The sequence below is a fragment of the Mucilaginibacter sp. genome (assembly GCF_025359345.1).
GTDB lineage: Bacteria > Bacteroidota > Bacteroidia > Sphingobacteriales > Sphingobacteriaceae > Mucilaginibacter.
The window spans coordinates 18,528-40,278 of sequence record NZ_JANYGQ010000003.1 but is presented as its reverse complement, the minus strand read 5'-3'; the positions used below and the strand labels follow the sequence as shown (position 1 = coordinate 40,278).

Below are 21,751 nucleotides of genomic sequence, written 5' to 3'. Positions count from 1 at the left end.
AGAATATCCACAAATGATATGAGCGACTATTTCTTTTTTAAAGAAATAATATAATAATCGCCGATATACATCCACGGCCGGGTAGCTTTTAACTGATCTTCTTTATTCTTCAAAAATTGATATGCTTTGGGGTGCTTTTCAGCAAAACCTTCTATGTATGATGGCGGTACGATGCTACATAAGCCTTCCAAACCAACCACACTAAATTTATCCCCGAGATTTTTTATGATGAAAGATGGATTATAATACCAACACTTAAAGTATACCCCTTCAATGTGCGCTTTTGCCCCATTACTGCTAAAAAGCCTGCGGAATGCCGTGCGAAATTTTCCCTTAAAAAGCATTAAGGTTTCCCAAAAGCAAAATTTCGGTAAAATTACAAGAGTAGCTGTACCCCCGGGTTTTAGCAGACCATTAAATGATGCCAGTACTTTATCCAATTCACCTGTGCAATTAAGACCTGCGAAGTTGGAAAATATATGGTCATATGGACCAGCATTGTTTAATTTGTGAAGTTGAGTATAGGAACATTTTTCGGTGCTAACATACTGATCTAAACCATTTAGCGCAACCTTCCGTTTTAGCTCCTGTTGCATCCCTTCAGATATATCAGTTGCATGAACTGTGTGGCCCCGGTTTGCAAAAAATAATGCGTCCTCCCCTGTGCCGCTGTTTAGCTCAAGGATTGAGCTGCCGGGCGCCAGCAGTCTTAAAACATGATCGCGCACCCGTTCCCTTTTATAGTTAATAATGGTATTGCCAGAGTACAACTCATCAAAAATAACCGACTGTGTGCTAAACGCCGATTCCGCCTGTTGCTCGTTGATATTTGCTGCTGCCATCATGCCTCCTCCAGCTTTCGCAGTTTCATGCCTTCGATAAGTGTTGCCGGCGCATGATAAATCACCGAAACGGCTTTCCTGACGCTTTTAAAATTAGCGCTTAACGGGTTATGAATCAGTTTAACCAGGCTGTTTTTAGCGAGGTGTTTATGATAGTTTTGGTGCACATACTTGTGCAGCTGTTTGTAATACGATGGAGGGAAAGTATTGCTGAACATCAGCGCCATCTCGTCTGAATCTGTCCAGTTGGTTTTTTTCTTCAGGTCAGCTTTGACCCTATCATAAAACACGGTACCGGGTAACGGGTATGATACCGATATGCCTATTTCAAATGGCAGTAATTCGTTTATCATATCAATGGTTAATTTAATATCATCCTTCAATTCGCCTGGGTATCCGAATTGAATAAAGAATGAGGGTTTGATATTATTTTCCTTCATCAGCCGGGTAGCTTCGCGTATTTGCGCAATGGTGATGCCTTTATCCATGGCATCCAATATCTGCTGCGAACCGCTCTCTGCTCCTATCCAAACGTTTTCACAACCTGCTAGTGCAAGGGCTTTAACGGTTTCCTCATCGGCCAGCAAATCAGCCCGCGATTGTATCTTAAATCTAATTTTAATATTTTCAATATACAGCAGCTTTGCAAATTCTTTTACCCACCCCGGTTTCAAGCCGAAAATATCGTCGCAAAACCAAATGTGGTCCATTTGATAGTGCTCCTTAAGCATTTTAATCTCGGCAACCACATTTTCGGGACTGCGCGAGTTGTAGCGATTACCGTAAATTGGCTTGGCGCACCAGTTACATTTAAACGGGCAGCCCCGGGTGGTGCTCATGTTCAATGAAAAATACCCCGTGTGTTTGAGCCACGTTTGGCGATAAATATCTATGTCGATTAAATCCCAGGCCGGCAAGGGCAGGCTGTCTAAATCTTTTAAAACCGGGCGGCCGGTTGTTTTGGTGACAGCGCCGTTTTTTATATAAGCAAGGCCGTTTATCGAATCAAAATCACCTAGGTCGTCTTCTATGTGGGTGGTTAGCTCCAGCAGGGTATGCTCGGCCTCTCCTATTATCACAAAATCGGCCCCTTCTGCTAAATATTCTGCGTAACGGTCTGTCGAGTCCGAACTTGAAACGATAACAGTGCAGCCATTGGCTTTAGCTATTTTACACATTTCAAAGGCCGCCTCGCGCATGTTTGTGAGGCACATTTTTGTGAGGTAATTAAAGCCATCGTCGTACACCACAAAATAGCCGGGTTTGTTTTTTTCCAGCGATGACTTAACTTCCTGCGGATCACTCACAAACATGGTATCAAAAAGCGAAACTGTATAGTTATTTTGGCGCATAAAAGCGGCGGCGTAAATGGTACCCAGCGGTGGGTAAGGCTGCCCCAACTGCCATTGCTTTGGGTCAAAACGCAAAAAGTAGGAATGTGAAAACAAGATACTCTTCATACTTTATAAATTAAGCCAGCTTTGCGAACGGCGACAGATTTAGTGAACATACGCACTTTATGCAGGCATCATTCTTACTCATCTCCAACGTTTTCCTGAAATTAACTGCGTTATCGCTATTTAAGATGACATCCAATGATGAATCCCTGATGTTGCCTATCACATCGTGAAAAAAGCAGGGCCTTACATTCCCATCCGCCTCAATAACTGTAGATACCCATGGCGCATTACATTTTTTGAAAGGAAAAGGATTTAACCCATAAAATGCGGCATAATAATTGTAAATGTCCTGTATCTTCTCCCGCGATTCGGCAATAAACCTGTTGGTGAAATTTGATGAATTACTGATTATGCGCGTTATTACTTCCTGCAGCTCGGGCAACTCGCGTTCGGAAATTAATATTTCGTGCTGCTTGGGTTCTTCCCAGGCCATTTGTCGGTTAAATGCATGACTGCTCACGTCGGCAGGTAAAAAGCTGACCTGATCTATCCCCATCAACCGCGCCGCATTGATTATGGCTTCCCAGTTCCTGAAGTTTAAACGGTGTATAACAGTACGGGCAGTTATCCGATAATACGGATTGATTGACTTAATACACTCAACGCCATCCCTTAACTTACTAAAAGCATTCGGAATGTTCCGGATGGCATCATGCAGCGGCTCATCTCCATCAATTGATACGATAACATTGCTAACAAACTCCAGTATTTGAAGGGCGTGCTTTTTAATAGTGAGCCCGGTTGTAAGTAACGTTACCTTGATGTTGTTTTGCTTAAGGATCTGGCACAGCTTAAAAAAATTGGCATTCAGCAAAGCTTCCCCACCAGACATTAAGACTTCCTGCGTACCAAATTTTTTCATGGCACCAAGCAAGCCAAAAACGTCATCTTCTGTTAGCTGCTTCAGGTTTTTGTTATCTTTCCAGATATCGCACATCACGCAGCGGCAATTACATGCGCTGTGGGGCATCAAAATAACTATAGGCAATGCCGATACAATGCTTGTTTTTAAAGTACGGTGCCTTTTATAGGTATGTAATAGAGATTGCCCCGGCATAATATTTAATGTTTTATGGTCACCCAGTAAAATGGGTCTCTTTTACTCATTTTATTGACCAGCCTGTGCGGGTTAAATAATACCCGGTAATTAAATGGCTTCAAATCGTTTACAGTGTGATGGAAATAATAGGCCGCCATTTCGGGGTACCCCATGTCGTTGTAGTATTGTTCGGTCCGGCGGGCAGCACCTTCAACCTGGTTAGGACTGTAAAAATTTGTGTCGATAATATGAATTTCGCCATTCCAGTTCAAACATGAAAGTGCATCTTGCAAAATATTTTTTATCGATGGGAAATATTGTATGGATGCTGCAAATAAAATAACATCAAACTTTTGGCCCGAAAACGTTGTGGGGTCGAAACCCGCACAAATAAAATCCAGCCTTTCATTTTTAAAAAGGCGTTCCGCCTGCATAATTTCAGGTTCGTTTACATCTATGCCGGTAACTTTTGAGCCTTTGATGGTTAACAGCATCGACGATAACCAACCATTGCCACAGCCGATTTCTAAAATATTAAGCGGTTTGTTTTTTTCCTTCAGATAATCAATCAATTTTTTTGCCGACCGTTTCCTTACCTGCCATTCTTTATAATGAATATGTGTCGGTTCAATATCCGGCAAAAACATTACCTGGCAATCCGTTAGAACGCGTTTTTCCTGGTTTCGTACATCAATATACAAATCAGCGAAAGCCGTATCCACGGTTTCATCACGTTTATTCTCAACACTTAAATTAACCAGGTGCACTTTAATATTGGATTAAAAACCTTGTATTTCGGGCTGGCGGTAACGCCAAACTTTTTGCAACAGCTTTATTTCGTACGGATATTTGTACATATTAACTTTGTAACGAAGGCCGGCCACCAATTGTATCGCCTTCCGTTTTATTAAATTAAGCCGGATGTCTGTAACTGTAGGATACACGCCGTTAAGCACCGTTTCAAAGTTCCGTATCTTATCAATCATATCAGGTGTGAGCCACGGGGTTAGCGGATTTTTCCGCAAGTCAAAACTTTCCCATGCAGGGCTTATCCAATCTTCCAAAGTTTGCGGGAAACGGAAACCACTGGCCAATACCTGCTTATACATTTCCGAGCCTTCCGTAGGTACAGGGCTGTAGGTATAAATTATTATCTCTGTCTTTGGGTTTACGGCCTTAACTTTTTTAATAAAGTCAATCTCAAAATCAATCTGGGCCTGTACCTTTTCCGGTGTTGGCGCCGGTGTACCCAACACAAAGGAATATTCAGGAATAATATCAAACTTTTTTAACCGCTCAGCAAACTCAATAATCTGGTTACCGGTTTGGGTACCGCCCTTATCCATCTGCGCCAAAACCTCGTTGTTACCACTCTCAGCCCCAAAGAAAATTATTTTGCACCCTGCTTCACGAATAGCGGCTAAAGACGAATCTTTAAATTTGCTCATGGTGTCAATACGTGCCATGCCCCACCATGTCATGTTCTCATCCTTTACCAGTTTCGCAAACTCAACCGCACGTTTTTCCGAAACAAAAAAGTTGTTGTCATGAAATTCGATGGCATCTGCACCCCATTTATCCTTTATGTATTTTACGTCTTTATAAATTGCCTGCGCAGATTTTCCTTTCCACCGTGCCTCGTATATCGGCACCACGGCACAAAATGAGCAGGTAAACGGACAACCTATACTGGAGTGATAGGCCAGTGTTTTATTCCCCAGGTAGGTTTTGCCTAAAAACTTGGTAATGGGATAAAACGTGCCCAACTTATCGTAAGGCAGCGGCGGGAGCGAATCCTGATCTATTAAATCTTCCTTCGCGGTCTTGGTTATTTTCCCATCAGGAGCCTTATAGATAAGGTTTTTAATAAATTCAAATGGCTGGCCGCGCTCTAACGCATCAATTAAGTTAGGAAAAGCATGATCGCCGGGGCCGTTGATGATAAAATCGACATAACCAGAATACAACACCGCATTTGGTTGATTGGACGGGAAATAACCGCCCCAAATCATTGTTGTATAGGGAAACTTTTGTTTTATCGCTTTCGCGGCCAGTATAGCCTGCCGTAGTTGCGGGCCTGGCATAACTGTAAAGCCAAGATACTTGAACTCACCGCTGCTCAGGTACGATTCTATCTTTTTTATAGGGTCCGATTCACAATTACCGTCAACAATAACCCAATCATATTTATCATTAACCGATGCGGCAATGTTTAAAATTGAATTAGGGATGCGGTATTTATTAATTGAACTTTTGGGATTAAACAATAGTATCTTACTCATCTTTTGCTAACACGTTATGCGGTACCAGGGTAAAATCTCCGTAATACCGGCGGTTTTACACCACCGGTATTTCCCATACGGAGACATCAATTCACACAAAACCCAATTAACCCCAATTAAACAATTACTCAACAGTAATTACGCCCTGTAAAAAGCTATGGTTGCCTGCCGCATTAAATAATTTGCGTGGGCAACCGACATAGCTATTTAAGCGTAATGACGAGTAGAGAATTAGAGAATCAAGAGGCAAGAATCAGGAACCAAGACAATAAGATATAGGATTTGGTGCTTAATTTTTCTATCTTGACACTTAGCTCTTGGTTCCTGACTCTTTTACAATGATAGAAACGCTGAAAAAAATTTTCCGTAAAAACGTCCAACCAGCCGCCTTCAAAGAACGGGGAGTTGTAGAGGCATATGATATTTGGGCAGATGAATACGATGCACAACCAGGCAACCTCATGCTCGACCTGGATGAACTGGTTTTTACCGAACTGTTGAATACTATCGATATAAAAAATAAAAACGTGGCAGATATTGGCTGCGGAACAGGCAGGCATTGGCCCAAAATTTTCAATAGAGACATTGCGAGTCTCACGGGTTTCGATGTTTCGCATGGCATGCTGGGAAAATTGCGCGAAAAATTCCCTTCTAATGATACCTATGTGATTAGTGATAACCTTTTTTCGAAAATACCTGATAATACATACGATGTAATCTTATCAACCCTTACAGTCGCCCATATTAAGAACCTTGAGGAAGCCTTAAACTCCTGGAGTCGCTTAGTAAAAGATAAAGGGGAAATTATCATTACTGATTTCCACCCCAATGTGCTGGGATCAGGCGGGCAGCGTACCTTTAGGCATAATAATACGCATATTGCGGTGCAGAATTTTGTACACCCGACCGATAAAATTAAGGCGATACTTTCGAAAAATAATTTCAGGGTGATCAATGAGATAGAAAAACGCGTGGATGAAACCGTTCGGCATTACTACCAGGTACAAAACGCCTTACACGTTTACGAAAAATTTAAAGGCTTCCCAATAATTTACGGGATACATTTTGGGAGGGAATAATGGTCCTGCAGAATGTTGATATATTGGGAACTGAGTCACCGGTAGACATCCGGGTTTGCAATGGAAAGATAGCGGACATTAGCCCGGCATCTGCCAACGGCAAAATTGGGCACCTCAGCTTATCGTTTAACAATGCCATCGCTTTCCCCGGCCTCATCAACTCGCACGACCACCTGGATTTCAACCTGTTCCCCGCCCTTGGTGGCAAGGTTTTTAGTAATTACACCGAATGGGGTAAACATATACACGAGGCTTATAAAGACGAAATTGCTGCCATAACAAAAATACCGGCAGCATTACGATACCAATGGGGTGTTTACAAAAACCTGCTTTGCGGCGTTACTACCGTGGTTAATCACGGCGAAAAAACGGGTTTAACAAATACGCCGATAACCGTTTTTGAAGAAACCCATTGCCTGCACTCGGTGCAGTTCGAAAAACAATGGAAAGTAAAGCTGAATAACCCGGCAAAAAAAAGTCTGGCGGTAAATATGCACGTGGGTGAAGGAACCGACGCGCTGTCGTCGAAAGAAATTGACAAACTGATAAAATTTAACATTTTAAAACGAATATTAATAGGCGTACATGGAGTCGCTATGTCGGGCGCGCAGGCCGAACATTTTGAAGCGATAGTATGGTGCCCCGAAACGAATTTCTTCCTGCTAAATAAAACCGCCCCGGTTAATGTATTGAGTAAACATACCGAAATTTTATTCGGGACCGACTCTACCTTAACCGGCAACTGGAACATTTGGGAACAACTACGACTCGCCAGGAACACCGGTATGCTTAGCGATGAAGGTCTTTTCGCGACCTTAAACCATAACCCTGCCACTGTTTGGAAGCTGAATTGCGGCGATATTGCTACCGGCAAGGATGCAGATTTGGTAGTGGCAAAAAAAACTACAGGAGAAAACAGCTACGAAGCTTTTTTTGGGCTTAACCCTTTGGATATTTTGCTGGTAACCCATAAGGGCGAAATCAGCCTTTTTGATGAAGAGTTGCTGCCGCAATTGCTGGATGTTGATTTAACCGGATTTAGTCGCATTTTTATTGGTGAATGTTGTAAATATGTAAAAGGTGATTTACCAGCATTGTTAAAACAAATACGGTTTCACCAGCCAAACTTAAAGTTCCCTGTAACAATTAACGAAACAATCGAGGCATGAGCTTACTGCAAAAAATATCTGCCAGGGCTGTACGGAGGGTAGTTTACCTCTCCAGGGATTTACAGCATGCTCTTGGGCTGGGCAATGGCATTTATAAATCTGCAAAAGGCAACAGGATAATACTTTATCACGGCGTTTGCAATAGTGAACCGTTAAAATTCAATACGCTTTTCATCACTAAAAAAACTTTTGAGGCACACCTTAAATTCTATAAAAAGCACTTTAATGTGGTGTCGCTGGATGATTACTATGCCCAAAAGTTCAACAAGGATAAGTTTAACATTTGCATTACGTTTGATGACGGATTTGCAAATAACCATAAATATGTTTTACCGCTTTTGCAGCAATACCAGGTGCCGGCAACGTTTTTTATAACTGCTATAACAACCGAAGGCCATGATGTTTTATGGAACGATTTCATCAGCATTTTTGGCAAGTACGGCCCGGATAAAATCGTTGTGAGCGATGAAACATACATAAAAAACCGGCATAACAAATATATTTCGACCATCACAGGTACGGGTTTAATTGAAAAACTTTGGGGCTGTGGTTTTAGCGAAAAGGAAGCCATGATGAAGGAATTGTACCCGTTATCACCCTTTAAAACAAACCCATCCGATTATGACTATTGGCAACAAATGTCCGCAAACCAAATTGCGGAGTTATCAGCTTCACCATATGTAACCATAGGCGCACATAGTCTTTATCATAACGATTTGGCAAGAATTAATATTAATGATACTATGGCTGAGTTGGTTAACAGTAAGCTTTTTCTTGAAAACATCACACAAAAAAGCATTAGCAGCTTTGGGTTTCCATATGGCTCGTACAGTCCCGAAGTTATAACATTGGCAAAAAGTGCCGGCTATACGCAACTGCTTGCCACCGCCTTTTTAAACTGGGCTGATAAAAGCGACGCCGCCATGCGCGAGCGTTTTACCATAAATCCATTTATTTCAGTTAACAACCAAATGCGTGCAACCATAAAGGGCAGCTATGAATAGTAAACCGGCCACCGATAAATATACCGTTGAAAGGTTAACGGCAGGCAACCTGGCTGACGTTGGACTACTGCATAGTACCGTTTATGGAAAAGAAGTCTCCCCCGACTTTTTTGAAAAAAAATATAATACCAGGTTCACCGGTGTTGAATTTACCGGTTTTATTGCCTACACAACGTGGCGGCAGCCAATTGCATTTTATGCAGTCATACCATGTTTAATAAAAGCTGACAACGATGTTATTTTGGCTGCACAATCGGCCGATACGATGACACACCCGGTGCACCGTAACAGGGGATTATTTGTGGAACTGGCCCTCACAACGTTCCAGCTATGCCGCGAGCTGGGTATCAGGTTGCTTTTTGGCTTTCCAAATCAAAATTCCCTGCCCGGCTTTGTAAATAAGTTGGGCTGGCAAACTGCGCATTATTTAGATTGTTTTATTATCCATACCCCCAATTTTTCGTGGAACCGTTTTTTTGGAAAATTGCCGGCACTAAAAGTTCTGTATAGCCGCTACCAGCAACACGTCCTGAAAAAGCACTTGCTGGACCAAAGAGGGGTAGAAAATTCGATAATTAATGATGGTTGCAGTGGAGTTTACCGGGATGAGAACTATTTAAGATACAAATCCTATAACGATACAAAAGTCATTAAACTAGGCAGCTCAACTTTATGGATTAAAATAAGCGGCATACTTTTAATTGGGGATATTAATTTGCAGGCCGACGATTTTGACGATATGATGTACGAGCTAAAAAAACTTGCCGGTAAACTTGGGCTCAAACAAATACATTTTCATGCAAGCCCGGGAACTACCTTACACGGACTGTTTGCTATGCGGTTTAAGTCCATTCAATCCTTTCCGGCAATATTTAAGGTGTTAGGTGAGGATTTGCCGCTGGATAAGGTTAAATTCACATCAGCAGATATTGATACTTTTTAAAAATGGGATTAATAAACAAGCTTTTTTTCGACAATAAAAAAATACGGACCTTTTATATTACAAGGCTGCACCAGGCTGATGTTGTGGAAAAAGTTTATTTAAAAAACGGCAGTTACAAGGCCGATATCACTGCTACCAACAGTATGATTTGCCTCGACCCGTTTTGCATGGCAGCCTGGTTACCTGCTGATGAGGCCACGTTAACCAGCAACCAGGAAGCACAAATTCACTTTGTTACAGGATGGGAGATCAACGCCGTCATTGATGTATCACTTATTGAAAAGATACCTACCCCCAGCGGTGTGTTGTTTTTATTTAAGGTTGAAAGTGTAAAAAACTACCAATTAAGTACTTTGCACCGATTGGTACTGTTTGCTTACTTTTTACGATCGAAAGCCAATACCTATCAAAGCCGCAGGGTTATCAGCGCCATGTATTCGTACCCACGGAGCATTATTATCGTATCCTATAAAGACGACGGGTATTGCAATATTTTCCCGATGGATATACATGGCTACATACAACAGGAAGACATGTACATATTAGGCCTTCGGACCAGCAATTTAACCCTCGACAAAATACTTGCCGCAAAAAAAGTTGTTGTTTGCGATACCAATGATGTTGATATTGAAACAGTATATAACCTGGGCAAGCACTCCAGCAAATCGCCCACATCCCCCGACCAATTGTCTTTTAAAACGATGCCGAGCGAACTGTTCAAATTCCCTGTGCCCGACTTTGTGGGTGCGTATAAGGAGATAGAAATCATCTCGAACAAAAAAATGGGCTACCACATGCTGATGGTCGGCCGGGTTTTAAGCAAAACGCAATTAAAAAGCAATCCATCATCGCTTTACCACGTTGGGTTTTTACAGTTTCAAAACAGTAAATACGAAAGTATTGACGGGTTATTTTAAAATAGGGTTTTATGCTGTACGTATCCATAAGTTATAGTTATTCCCCCGGTTTTGACACGCCCGAAAGCTGGTTTAAACGCACAGCCGGCTACGCGGGTATTTTTGAGCAACTGGCAAAAAACAACCAGGTAATCAGCCTTAAGCAAATTGACTATGAAGGAGATGCCATGCACAATGGCGTGGAGTATAAGTTTGTAAACTTAAACCGTAAAAAAACACATTTTCCCTTTAAACTAAACCGGTTTATAAAAAACCTAAAGCCAGACGTTGTAATAGTGCAGGGATTGCATAACCCGGTGCAATTGATATTATTACACCTCATCCTGCCTAAGAAAACAAAGATAATAGCTCATCACCACGCTGAAAAACCAATGAGCGGCTTAAAAAAATACGCGCAAAAGCTGGCTGACCGTTTTACAGATGCTTACCTGTTTGCAGCGATGGCTATGGGATTGGATTGGGTACGAAAGGGCAACATTTCTTCCTATTGGAAAATACAGGAAGTGATGGAAGTATCATCCAATTTTTATCCAATCGATAAAGATTTAGCCAGGGAAAAAACCGGGGCTGCAGGCAACCCGGCATTTTTATGGGTCGGCAGGCTTAACGACAATAAAGACCCGCTGAACATAGTGCGGTCATTTTTAAAGTATTCCAAAACCAACCCAGCCGTGCACCTGTATATGATTTATCATACTGCAGAACTATTGCCCGAAATAAAGGAACTAATAGCTAAAAATGCAGGCGAACATAATATTACATTAGTTGGGCAGGTGCCACACGACGATTTGCAGGATTGGTTTAACAGCGCCGACTTTTTGCTATCAGGTTCGCATTATGAAGGCAGCGGTACAGCAGTATGCGAGGCCATGTCATGCGGATGTGTGCCTGTTGTCACTGAAATACAATCATTCAAGATGATTACGGACAACGGCAAATGCGGCGTACTTTACGAGGCCGGAAACGAAGCCGCGCTTTTGGCTGCCTTGAATAGTCTTGATAAATTAAATCTTAAAGAAAAACGGGAATTGTGTTTGAGTTATTTCAGAGAGAAGCTATCGTTTGGTGCAATTGCAAAGCGAATAGAAGAAATAGTAAAAGAATTATAGGCGTATGGGATAATCTATGGTAGTTCGCTAACCCTTGAATCATTAGAATCTTGATAAGCAAATCTTAATCCACAAACAAACTAATCATATTTTTCGCGATTTGCTCAATCGAACACATCAACACCGGGTCGTGATCGAGTTTTTTGTTCTTTAAAAGGGATAGTAAACGGGCGTTCATTTCTCCCTGTGATTTTACTACAAAATGATGACGATATTCTTTATCCATGGGTTTGCAAAGTGATACCACATGCGCGCCACTGTACAACGCTTCGGATATAACAGCACCAAAACCTTCATACCCGGATGGGTGCAAAAAAATCTTAGATCGTTGCATTAACTTCAACACCTCTTTATGCGGCACTTCGCCCTTAAAGGTAATGTTCCCCTCTACCCCTTTTGCCCGCGCCAGTGATTTTAACGATTGCATTTCGGGCCCCTTGCCGCAAATTACCGCGTTGATATTGGGAAAATCCTCTTTCAAGTAAGCAATTGCTTCAATAAAAAGGTCGTACTGTTTTAAAGGGATTAATGCCCCGGCTCCTAAAATATCTACGTCCCGTTTAGCAGGAGTTGTTTTAAATAACGAAGTGTCAATACCTACCGGGATAACCTGAAGCGGTTTTACCCCATAATTTTTCTTCACTTCCCGCGCGACAAAATCAGATAAGGCTATGAGTTCATCGCCCTTCGGTTTTATCCATTTAAAATATTTATTCCGTTTCCTTGCGTCCTGCCCAAGCAGCCAACTATAATGCGCCAGGTGGTGTTTCTTCGCAAAACGACTACCCACAAATGCACACTCGCCAAACCAAAAGCTCAGCAGGCCTATCAGCCGATGTTCTTTGTGGAGTTTTTTCAGTATCAGCCAGGCTTTTATCCAGGTAACCAGGCGATAAATCCTGCCACGGTCTTTGCGTCCAATTGAAATTACTTTTACACCATGCCATTCATACTCAGCAGCAAAAAATGGGTATTGAAAAGTCAAAACTATAATATTAAGACCGGGGCAAATTTCCTTTAATGCTTTTACAAAGATTTGCTGCGGGGGCAAACATGCCGTATCCGACCTATCTTTCGGAAAGCCGGGACTTAAAATTACCAATGTTTGCCTTTTACTTTTCATCAATCGTTATTACTTTATTACAATATTTAAGGCTGCTTTTATTATGAGTAATAAACAATATCATTTTACCCTGCGTGGTAAGCTGTTTCATTTGGGTAAGGATATCATTTTCCGACGCACTATCCATTTCGCTGAATGGTTCGTCCAGTATCAGTAAATCAAAATCGTGATACAGTGCCCTTGCCAGCATAACCCGTTGCCGCTGGCCACCGCTTATGTTTTTACCATTTTCGGTAATTATCTTTTCCATCCCTTCCGGGTAGTGTTCTACAAGCTTTTCAACACCGCTTAAAATGGCAGTTTCATGCAACTTGCCAGGGTTATAACCATCATCAGAAAGCGTAATATTTTTTATAATTGAATCGTTGATAAAAAATGGCTGCTGCTTTACATACGATATGCGGCTGCGATAGGCAACCCTGTCTACGTCACTGGTTTTGGTGTTATTGATGCAAATACTGCCGCCACCAGGAGTTAGAAAACCAAGCAAGAGATTAATAATTGTTGTTTTTCCATTACCCGAACTGCCGGATATACCTACAAAATCGCCCGGTTTAATATCGAAGCTGAGATTATTTAAAACGGGATGATTTTTATAAGTAAAACTGATACTCTCAAAAGCAATAGCATTAATCGGTTCTACAGCAATGGTTTTCCGTACCGACGGCGCACCAGCTTCTGCAGGCAATAAATCTGTTAAGGTAAACTTGTAAGTTTTTATCTGCCCGCTACTGTTTAGTATTTTTACTATACCCGGTATAATTTTGTATGCCGCGGCCATAAACACTCCGATGGTTACCATATTAATACCCGGTGCGCCGGGCGATAACTTGTTAATGATAACCAATATTAAAAAGCCCAGCACGGCAAAAACCTCCACCAGGCGCGATGGCAGGCTTTGCAAGGTTTGCTGGGTGGCAATGTTTTCATTCAGTTGATTTTGATAGCTGGAATAACGTTCCGAAAAAAACTCATTCTTGTCGTAAACATTACTTTCTACGTAACCGGCCAGCGATTCGTGCAGGTGTTGCAGTGCTTTTTCGTTGGTTATTTTTATGCTGTCGCGAACATCTTTCAATCTTTTCCTGATGTACCATCCCAACAAAACGACAGGTGGTAACAGCAATAAAAAAAGCAGCAGGAATAATGTAGGGTGGTAAAACAAGATAGCTAGCACGGTAAAAGATATCAATATTAGCTGCGATACAATTTGCTGAACGTTGGTGAGTATGTAATGGCTAAATTCGATAGGTTGCTGACTTATTTGCCGGACCTGGACGGACGAATCTATACCTACAAACCGACCGTAATCGTCCGAAAGATAGTTAAGTAAATTCCGTTTGGAAAGCCTTGATGCCACATTGTAAAAAAAATGGTGTTGCGATTTTAAACCGATGTAGCCAAACAGGTTTTTTAAGCTAAAAAGGATAAAAAACACACCGATGAGCAGCAGTGAATCCGGATTTAGTAACAATTGTGGCAAGAACGAAAGCCTGATCTGCGTTGAATTTTTGGTATACAGGTTCAATACAAAAAGCAGGGCTCCTAAAAACGCAATATCCAGAACGCCAATCACAAAGTCAAAGACAATCAGCTTATACAGCTTTATCTTTTCCCTGCCATTTAAGATAGCCGAAATACCTGCTAATACTTGCTTCAATTGTTTTAGGGGTGATTGGGTTAATACCTACAATCACATTACGCGGGGATACAGGGATTGGTTGCCAACACAATTGAAAGATTTAAACGATTTACAGGATTAAAAATAAACACGATTAAGAAATCTTGTCAATTTCTTAATCGTGTGAATCCTTAGTATCGCTTAATCGTGTTGGTTATACCCTGTTTATCGATATATCTTCGTGAACTTCAACAGTTTTGCTCACAATGCTTTCTTTTTGTTCCATAACACCTTTCCAGAAACCGGCAGCTACGAGGCCGCCAAGTATCGGGGCAACTACAAACAACCATAACTGATTGAGCGCTTTTCCACCTGCAAATATTGCGGGGCCAAGGCTGCGGGCAGGATTTACTGACGTGCCTGTGATTGGGATTACCACTAAATGGATTAACACCAGCGATAAACCTATAGCCAGGCCAGCCATTGCCGGGTTTGCGCGTTTGGCAGTAGTTCCATAAATAACCACCAGGAACAGGAATGTAAATACAGCCTCTGCAATAAATGCTGATTGGGTTGAATATTTACCCAAATAGCCTTCACCCCAACCGTTGGCGCCGAGGGCATACTCGCCCATCGAAAAGCCTGGTTTGCCGGACAGCAACAAATACAATACGCCCGAAGCACAAACGGCACCGATGCATTGCGAAATTACGTACCCCACACAGTCTTTAACACTTAGTTTGCCGGCAGCCAGCATACTGATGGAAATGGCGGGGTTGATGTGGCAACCGGAAATTGGCCCGATTGTGTACGCCATAACCACAACACTAACACCAAAAGCCAGCGAAATACCTAACAGGCCTATACCCGAAGGTGGAATTCCCGGGTCGGACGCGCCGGCAATAACTGCTGCGCCGCAGCCAAATAACACAAGGCAGAATGTGCCGATAAGTTCGGCTACGTACTTAGTTGAAGATTTAGTTTCCATAATTTATCAAAAGATTAGGTTTTAAATAACTAAATATAACCAACTAATTTTCAATTATGGCAGACCAGCGCTAAATAAAATGTTAAGTAAACAATATGGTAAAGTCGGTTTTCTTAGGAGTTATGGTTTTTAACGAGAACTCAAAACCATGGTTAACCAGGATTTCGCGCACGAGTGTTAGGCCTATCCCCTGCCCGTCTTTCTTGGTACTAAAAAATGGTGAAAACAAATTGGCGGTTTGTTCAGCATTAATACCCGGACCTGTGTCTGAAATAGTGACGCAGTTTTTGTAGGCTGTGGTAATTAGCGTTATCGTCCCGCTTTTGTCAATGGCCTCAATGGCGTTTTTGACAATATTTATTAACACCTGCTCCATTTGCTGCTCATCGGCCATAATTTTTAATGGGCCATCCGCCAACATTAATTTAAATTCGATATTGTTCTCCCTGGCCTTAACCCCCATCAGCATCACAACCGAATTTAACAAGTGGTGCACGTCAATAGGCTGTTTGTTGGGGGGCGGCAGCTTCACTAAATCGGCAAAATTGCGCATAAAAAAATTAAGGTTTTCGTTCCTGTCCATAGCTACCTGCAATGCATCTTTTAACACATTAAATTGGTGACCTTCCCAAAGCTTGTCAGTTTTTAAAGCCGATTGCATGATCGAATTGACCGGACCAACCGTATTGTTTACTTCGTGTGCCATCATCCGTATCACTTTGCCATATACATTTTTTTCGGCAGCTACAATCTCGGCCGTTAAATCCTCAATCATAATAAAGTGCCGCGAAAATCCGCGATCGACAAAATGCGATTTCTGTAGCTTGTAGGTGTTGATACCATCTGCCTTAACCAGGACTGTTTCACCAGATGTTAGCAATTTTATCTGCTGAAGCAACGGATGCTCTTGTCTATCTACCGGGTAGTTAAGTACCAGGCTCGCTTCGATGCCCAAAATCTGTAAAGCTTTTGGATTTATTTGCTGCACATTATCGTCATAATCTAAAATAACAATGCCTGTGGGCGAGGTGAAGATTAACTTCTCTAAAAAAAAATGCTGCTGCTCCTGCCGGGTACGCTCGGTGCGCAACTCGTCCATCATCTGGTTATAAACATCAATCAATTGGTCAATTTCGTGCTTGCCAGTCGAGAGGAACTTTACATTAAAGTCGCGGTCTTTTATAGCCTCAACACCCTGCATCAGTGTTTTGAGCGGTTGAATCAATTGCCGGTAAAGCTGTATGGCAATAACAATTGAGATTATTACAAATACCTCGGATGCGATAAACCAGACCTTATCCTTAAAAATAAACCAGGTAAGCGTAAGGGCAACCATGTGTATAATTACCACGAACAGGATATATTTAGTCCTCAGCTTCATCGTAAGGGATTTGGTATTTATCCAGCCGGCGGTATAGCGCACTGCGGGTAAGCCCTAAAGATGCAGCTGCTTTTGCCACCCTGTTTTTGTGGTGTTCCATCGCGCGTTTTATCATTGCAACCTCTACCTCCTCCAACGTTAAGGTACCGATGCCCGGCAATTGGATATTCCCCTTTTTCACCGGCGAAAGTTCGAGCTGGGTGCGAAAATCGTCGATATCCAACTCATCCTTTTTACTTACCAGGATAGTTCGCTCCACGATATTTTTTAGCTGGCGGATATTACCGGGCAGCGGCAATTGCTGCAACCATTTCATGGCGTTGCTTGCTACGGACAATGCCGGGCGGTTATAAATTTCCTTTAAGTTATCGATAAAGTAATTTACCAGCAGTGGTATATCTTTTGGCCTGTCGCGCAGGGCGGGGAGGTAAACGGTAATCAGGTTTATTCGGTACAACAAGTCCTCTCTAAAGGTGGCTTTACTAACCATTTCCTCGAGGCTTTTATTAGTTGCGCAAACTACCCGTACATCCACCGATTTTGTACGGCTGCTGCCAAGCACTTCGTAAGTCCTGTCCTGCAATACACGTAGTAGTTTTACCTGGCTTCCGGCATCGAGGTCGCCTATTTCATCTAAAAAAATGGTGCCTTTATTAGCCATTTCAAAGCGGCCCACCCTGTCAAACCGCGCATCGGTAAACGCGCCCCGCACATGGCCAAACATTTCACTTTCAAACAGAGAGGTGGATATACCGCCCAAATTTACCTTTATAAAAGGCTTATTGCGGCGCAGGCTGTTTTGGTGGATAGCCTCGGCAATCAGTTCTTTACCCGTACCGCTCTCACCCATTATCAGTATTGATGCATCCGTACCAGCCACCCGGCCGATAGTCTCCAATATATTCAGCATTTTAGGGTCTTCGCCAATTATATGCTGAAAGTTATAGGTTTTATCAAGCTGTTTGCGGGTATGGTGTTCGGCTTTTTTCTCATTCAGATCGAGCAGCGTTTTTACCGATTGCAGCAAATGGTCATTGTTCCAGGGCTTGTTGATAAAATCATTTGCCCCAGCCTTCATTCCCTGTACTGCCAGTTCTATGCTGGCCCAGCCTGTTATCAATATAACTGGTATGGCAGCATTTATCTTTTTAATTTGATTTAACAATGCCATCCCCTCCTTACCCGATGTATCGTTGGAAAAATTAAGGTCGAGGATAATCAGCTCTGGCTCGTTTTTTTTTATCAGCTTGATTGCTTCAACAGGTCCGGCACAATCCGCAGCAGTATAACCCTCGCTGGTTAGTAACAGGAGCAGTGAAGTGCGTACGGCAATATCATCATCAATTACTAATATCATAATTTAGTACAAGTATAATTAATCTGAACCGGGATTAAACAGATTAGATGATTTATCAGATTTTGGCGAATGGCAACGGCAATCCAGAAAATCCCCTAATCTGAACCAGGATTAAACAGATTTTGGGATTTATCAGATTTCGGCGAATGGCGGCCTCAATCCAGGTAATCCTTTCATCTGAACCGGGATTAAGCGGATTAGATGATTTATAAGATTGCGGCGAATCGCAGCCGTGATCCGTGCAATCCGTTAATCTGCTTAATCCCGGTTCAGGTTACTCTTCATGCAGTGCCACCGCCGGATAAATGGCAGCAGCCTGCTTACCAGGATAAAGCGAGCATAAAAACACCAGCAGGTAAATAAATACAATAGCAAAAACCATCGCTACCAGGTAAATCCCCGCTGCTAGGTCAAACACATTAAGCAATGGCAGCTGAATCGCGAAAAACGTCCCCAGGATTAGGGAAAGCGTTGCCAGTATCATCGATTCGGCTATTAGTTGCCATGAAACCGAACTGCCTGTGGCACCCACCGCCCTGCGTAAACCAATTTCACCACGGCGCTTGTTAATGTTATACCAAAGTACACCGAACAGACCTAAAGCCACATTAATTATCAAAAAACCACCTACGATACCCAAAACTATCATCGGTACAACTGTAAAATAGTTGGTAGATACCCGCCTATTGGTAAGGTGCTCAATTTCCACATTCGAGTTTTTCATATAATTGGCCAATGTTTTGTAAAGTCGGGCCTCAAAAGCAGCGGTGGCACCCTCATTAACCCGCACCATTATTTTACCAAGCGAATGGTAGGAGCCTGTGTCAGTACGATGATAGACTGCATAGCCTGCAGGTGCATAGTCGCCCTTGGCTTTAATGCCTTGTATTACACCTATAACTTTCATTAGCTTTTTGTCGTGGCCGGGTTGGTCGCCATCTCCAATTAATTTCCCAACTGCTTGTCCATTTCCAAAAAACTTCTCCTTTAAATCTGAACTGATGATTATGGGCTGATTTTTTGAGGCTACGTCTGCTTTATTGAACCAACGACCTTCCAGTAGTTGCGTGGTCATGGTACTGTTGTAGCTATCGTCAGCAATATATTGGTTTACTCCCCCTACCTGCATTCCGTTATAGTTTGCACTTCCCGACCAGGTATTTTGCGAAAAAGGAACATTATCGCTGCAAAAACTGATGTCTTTAACACCCGGTAGCGCCCTTAAGTTCTGGCTCAATGTTTGGTAATAGGTATCAAGCGAATCGGTATTGGTTGTTTTAAAGGAGTTATTATAGCTTACCACCCAAACGTTTTGATATTCAAAACCCATCGGTTTTTTATAATTATTATAGTAGTACACCAGCAGGGTAAACACCGCGAATAGTACCAGGAAAGAGAACAACATCTCGGACATTAATAAAAAGTTTTGTTTCTTTTTATTCCATATCAGTTTAAATAAATGCTTGAACATAATATCTTAATTTAAATGATTTGACAATTTTTATTGTGCCTTAAGCGCGGTTACCACATTCAGTTTCGACATGCGCCAGGCCGGATAAACACCCGACAGCAGGCCAAAAAAGAAACATATCAGCAAGCCAATGCCCAACACCGTAAAGTTTAGCGTTAAAACAAGGTTGGGTATAAGGTTTTCACCGTTAATTACCTGCAGTGCTATTACCGATAACACTACCCCTATCAGCCCGCCCAGCAATGTTAGAATAATGTTCTCCACAATAAACTGGTAAACCAATGTACGCGATGATGCGCCGAAGGCTTTACGTACGCCAATTTCCGACGATCGCTCCATAATACGGGTGATATTGATATTAACCAGGTTAAGCGTTGGCAGCAACATTACCAGCAAAGCAAAAATGCTGATAGCTGTAAGCGCAATAGCCACGCCGGAATGATTCTCGTCGCCTGCATCAAGGTAGGACCGGATATATGGATCGGCATGGCTGTATATTTTTATTACGTCCTTGCTTGGTAACGGCACCCTGGTTATCATATCCTCGTATTCATCATGCATTTTAGATAAATCGGCACTTGATTTTGCCAGAAATATTCCATAAAACCCGCCTTGGTAACCTTTATCTTTCCTGAAATCGGTTTTTGCAACGGTATATGGCAGGTAAATATCACTGTACAGCATGTAGGTGGTTATCGGCACGTTTTTCACGACGCCGGTAACACGGTATTTTACATTATCCGCTTCAATAAGTTTACCCACAACAGATGGTACATCGCCAAAATATTCCCGTTTCATGTCTTCTGAAATCACTGCGACTTTGTCGGCGTTATCTATTTGCTGTTTGGTGAGCGCTTTACCTTCTGTAAATTCATATTCCATTATATCCCAATAGTCCGCATTAGTGTATTTGTAGTTAACAGCTATTTTTTTATTGTTTACATAAGTATTGGTACCGTTAAAGCCTGATGCAATGCCTATTTTAAGGGGCGTTTTAAGCGTATGTCCATAATGATCTAAAAAATAATACGATGGCGGCCCAGAACTCCGTCCATCCTTATAGGATAATTGAATGCGCGAAACGTATAACGAGCGGTCGCGCTTTTTATCTGGATAGCTGTCGCCGACAACTTTATCGATAAATGCTGTAAGTACCAGCAATATAGTAAGCGTAAAGCTGATACCAAACAGGCTGATAAACGTGAAGAATTTTCGGCGGCGCAATACCGCTATGGCTATTTTAAAATAATTTTTAAGCATGATCTTAATTTTTTAGGCTGATAAATTATTGAACCTGCGAACCATCAAATAAGCGGACCAAACGATGGGTTTTATGTGCCATGTTTTCGTCGTGCGTAACCATTACTATGGTAGTGCCGTCGTTTTGGTTGAGCTTCATCAGTATGTCCATAATCTCATTACCCATAGCACTGTCAAGGTTACCAGTCGGCTCATCAGCCAATATAATTTCCGGGCGACCAACAATTGCTCGTGCTATAGCTACCCGCTGTTTTTGTCCACCAGACAACTGATTTGGGAAGTGTTTAACGCGATTAGCCAGCCCCACTTTTTCCAGGGCTTCAGTAGCTAGTTGTCTGCGTTCTTTGGCTGATACCGACGAGCGATAAAGTAAAGGCAACTCAACGTTGTCCAATACCGCCAAATCATTTATCAGGTGGTAACTCTGGAAAATAAAGCCCAGCTTTTGGTTGCGAAAATTCGCCAATTGCTTGTCGTTCAGCTTATCAGTAGTTTGGTCGGCTATCTTAATATTGCCTTTCGAAGGTGCGTCCAGCAGCCCCATTATGTTAAGCAATGTACTTTTACCGCAACCCGAGGGGCCCATTATCGATAGGAATTCTCCTTTGGCTATATTGAGGCTAATGCTGTTCAAAGCTAGTGTTTCAACTGTATTGGTGCGGTATACTTTTTCGATGTTTTGTAAGGATATCATAGTATTTAATTA

At 42.2% G+C, this 21,751-nt stretch carries 19 protein-coding genes; 6 read left to right on the top strand and 13 right to left on the bottom strand.

The annotated features are described in order from the left end of the window. Positions 1-26: 26 nt before the first annotated feature. The 5 genes from Q0R52_RS01165 to Q0R52_RS01145 are packed head-to-tail and all read right to left on the bottom strand — an operon-like array spanning position 27 to position 5,623. The gene (locus Q0R52_RS01165) at positions 27-845 is read right to left on the bottom strand and encodes a class I SAM-dependent methyltransferase (protein ID WP_295791221.1); all 819 of its coding nucleotides are present in this window, start codon (positions 843-845) and stop codon (positions 27-29) included. Beyond that, complete coding sequence (locus tag Q0R52_RS01160; RefSeq protein ID WP_295791218.1) at positions 842-2,302, bottom strand: radical SAM protein; 1,461 nt, start codon at positions 2,300-2,302, stop codon at positions 842-844. Before Q0R52_RS01160 ends, Q0R52_RS01165 begins: the two co-directional genes overlap by 4 nt. Before the next feature lie 10 nt (positions 2,303-2,312). Further along, entirely contained in the window at positions 2,313-3,359 is a 1,047-nt protein-coding gene (locus Q0R52_RS01155; RefSeq protein WP_252792527.1) for a radical SAM protein, read from the bottom strand. Positions 3,360-3,364: 5 nt separating this feature from the next. Next, complete coding sequence (locus Q0R52_RS01150) at positions 3,365-4,108, bottom strand: class I SAM-dependent methyltransferase (RefSeq protein ID WP_295791210.1); 744 nt, start codon at positions 4,106-4,108, stop codon at positions 3,365-3,367. A gap of 12 nt (positions 4,109-4,120) precedes the next feature. Beyond that, a complete protein-coding gene (locus Q0R52_RS01145) occupies positions 4,121-5,623 on the bottom strand; it encodes a radical SAM protein (protein ID WP_295791208.1) in 1,503 nt (500 codons plus the stop codon). Between the two features lie 338 nt (positions 5,624-5,961). Here Q0R52_RS01145 and Q0R52_RS01140 point away from each other — a divergent pair, with 338 nt between their 5' ends. Genes Q0R52_RS01140 through Q0R52_RS01115 form a run of 6 tightly spaced genes read left to right on the top strand, consistent with a single transcriptional unit; the run spans position 5,962 to position 11,844 of the window. Continuing rightward, positions 5,962-6,702 carry a class I SAM-dependent methyltransferase gene (locus tag Q0R52_RS01140; protein ID WP_295791204.1) on the top strand — a complete coding sequence of 247 codons (741 nt, stop codon included), beginning with the start codon at positions 5,962-5,964 and terminating at the stop codon, positions 6,700-6,702. Next, the gene (locus Q0R52_RS01135; RefSeq protein ID WP_295791202.1) at positions 6,702-7,871 is read left to right on the top strand and encodes an amidohydrolase family protein; all 1,170 of its coding nucleotides are present in this window, start codon (positions 6,702-6,704) and stop codon (positions 7,869-7,871) included. The genes Q0R52_RS01140 and Q0R52_RS01135 overlap by 1 nt, the downstream gene beginning before the upstream one ends. Then, the gene (locus Q0R52_RS01130; RefSeq protein WP_295791200.1) at positions 7,868-8,875 is read left to right on the top strand and encodes a polysaccharide deacetylase family protein; all 1,008 of its coding nucleotides are present in this window, start codon (positions 7,868-7,870) and stop codon (positions 8,873-8,875) included. Before Q0R52_RS01135 ends, Q0R52_RS01130 begins: the two co-directional genes overlap by 4 nt. Further along, positions 8,868-9,818, top strand: a complete 951-nt coding sequence (locus tag Q0R52_RS01125) for a GNAT family N-acetyltransferase (protein ID WP_295791197.1) — start codon at positions 8,868-8,870, stop codon at positions 9,816-9,818. Before Q0R52_RS01130 ends, Q0R52_RS01125 begins: the two co-directional genes overlap by 8 nt. A 2-nt stretch (positions 9,819-9,820) precedes the next feature. Next, entirely contained in the window at positions 9,821-10,735 is a 915-nt protein-coding gene (locus Q0R52_RS01120) for a hypothetical protein (RefSeq protein WP_295791195.1), read from the top strand. An 11-nt stretch (positions 10,736-10,746) separates the two neighbouring features. After that, on the top strand, positions 10,747-11,844 hold the full coding sequence (locus Q0R52_RS01115; protein ID WP_295791192.1) for a glycosyltransferase: 1,098 nt from the start codon (positions 10,747-10,749) through the stop codon (positions 11,842-11,844). A 64-nt stretch (positions 11,845-11,908) separates the two neighbouring features. Here the strand turns inward: Q0R52_RS01115 and Q0R52_RS01110 are convergent, their stop codons facing one another. From Q0R52_RS01110 to Q0R52_RS01075, 8 genes are all read right to left on the bottom strand, one after another. Beyond that, on the bottom strand, positions 11,909-12,967 hold the full coding sequence (locus Q0R52_RS01110; RefSeq protein WP_295791189.1) for a glycosyltransferase: 1,059 nt from the start codon (positions 12,965-12,967) through the stop codon (positions 11,909-11,911). After that, positions 12,957-14,627: an ABC transporter ATP-binding protein gene (locus Q0R52_RS01105; RefSeq protein WP_295791187.1), complete on the bottom strand. Its 1,671-nt coding sequence runs from the start codon at positions 14,625-14,627 to the stop codon at positions 12,957-12,959. Before Q0R52_RS01105 ends, Q0R52_RS01110 begins: the two co-directional genes overlap by 11 nt. A gap of 175 nt (positions 14,628-14,802) precedes the next feature. Next, the gene (gene aqpZ, locus Q0R52_RS01100; RefSeq protein WP_295791185.1) at positions 14,803-15,576 is read right to left on the bottom strand and encodes an aquaporin Z; all 774 of its coding nucleotides are present in this window, start codon (positions 15,574-15,576) and stop codon (positions 14,803-14,805) included. Between the two features lie 82 nt (positions 15,577-15,658). Then, complete coding sequence (locus Q0R52_RS01095) at positions 15,659-16,957, bottom strand: ATP-binding protein (RefSeq protein ID WP_295791182.1); 1,299 nt, start codon at positions 16,955-16,957, stop codon at positions 15,659-15,661. After that, on the bottom strand, positions 16,941-18,314 hold the full coding sequence (locus tag Q0R52_RS01090; RefSeq protein ID WP_295791179.1) for a sigma-54 dependent transcriptional regulator: 1,374 nt from the start codon (positions 18,312-18,314) through the stop codon (positions 16,941-16,943). The genes Q0R52_RS01095 and Q0R52_RS01090 overlap by 17 nt, the downstream gene beginning before the upstream one ends. Positions 18,315-18,588: 274 nt before the next feature. Beyond that, positions 18,589-19,785 (bottom strand): ABC transporter permease, encoded by a 1,197-nt coding sequence (locus Q0R52_RS01085; protein ID WP_295791175.1) that lies wholly within the window; start codon positions 19,783-19,785, stop codon positions 18,589-18,591. A gap of 30 nt (positions 19,786-19,815) precedes the next feature. After that, on the bottom strand, positions 19,816-21,045 hold the full coding sequence (locus tag Q0R52_RS01080) for an ABC transporter permease (RefSeq protein WP_295791172.1): 1,230 nt from the start codon (positions 21,043-21,045) through the stop codon (positions 19,816-19,818). 25 nt (positions 21,046-21,070) lie between these two features. Next, entirely contained in the window at positions 21,071-21,739 is a 669-nt protein-coding gene (locus Q0R52_RS01075; RefSeq protein ID WP_252792511.1) for an ABC transporter ATP-binding protein, read from the bottom strand. Between the last annotated feature and the right edge of the window lie 12 nt (positions 21,740-21,751).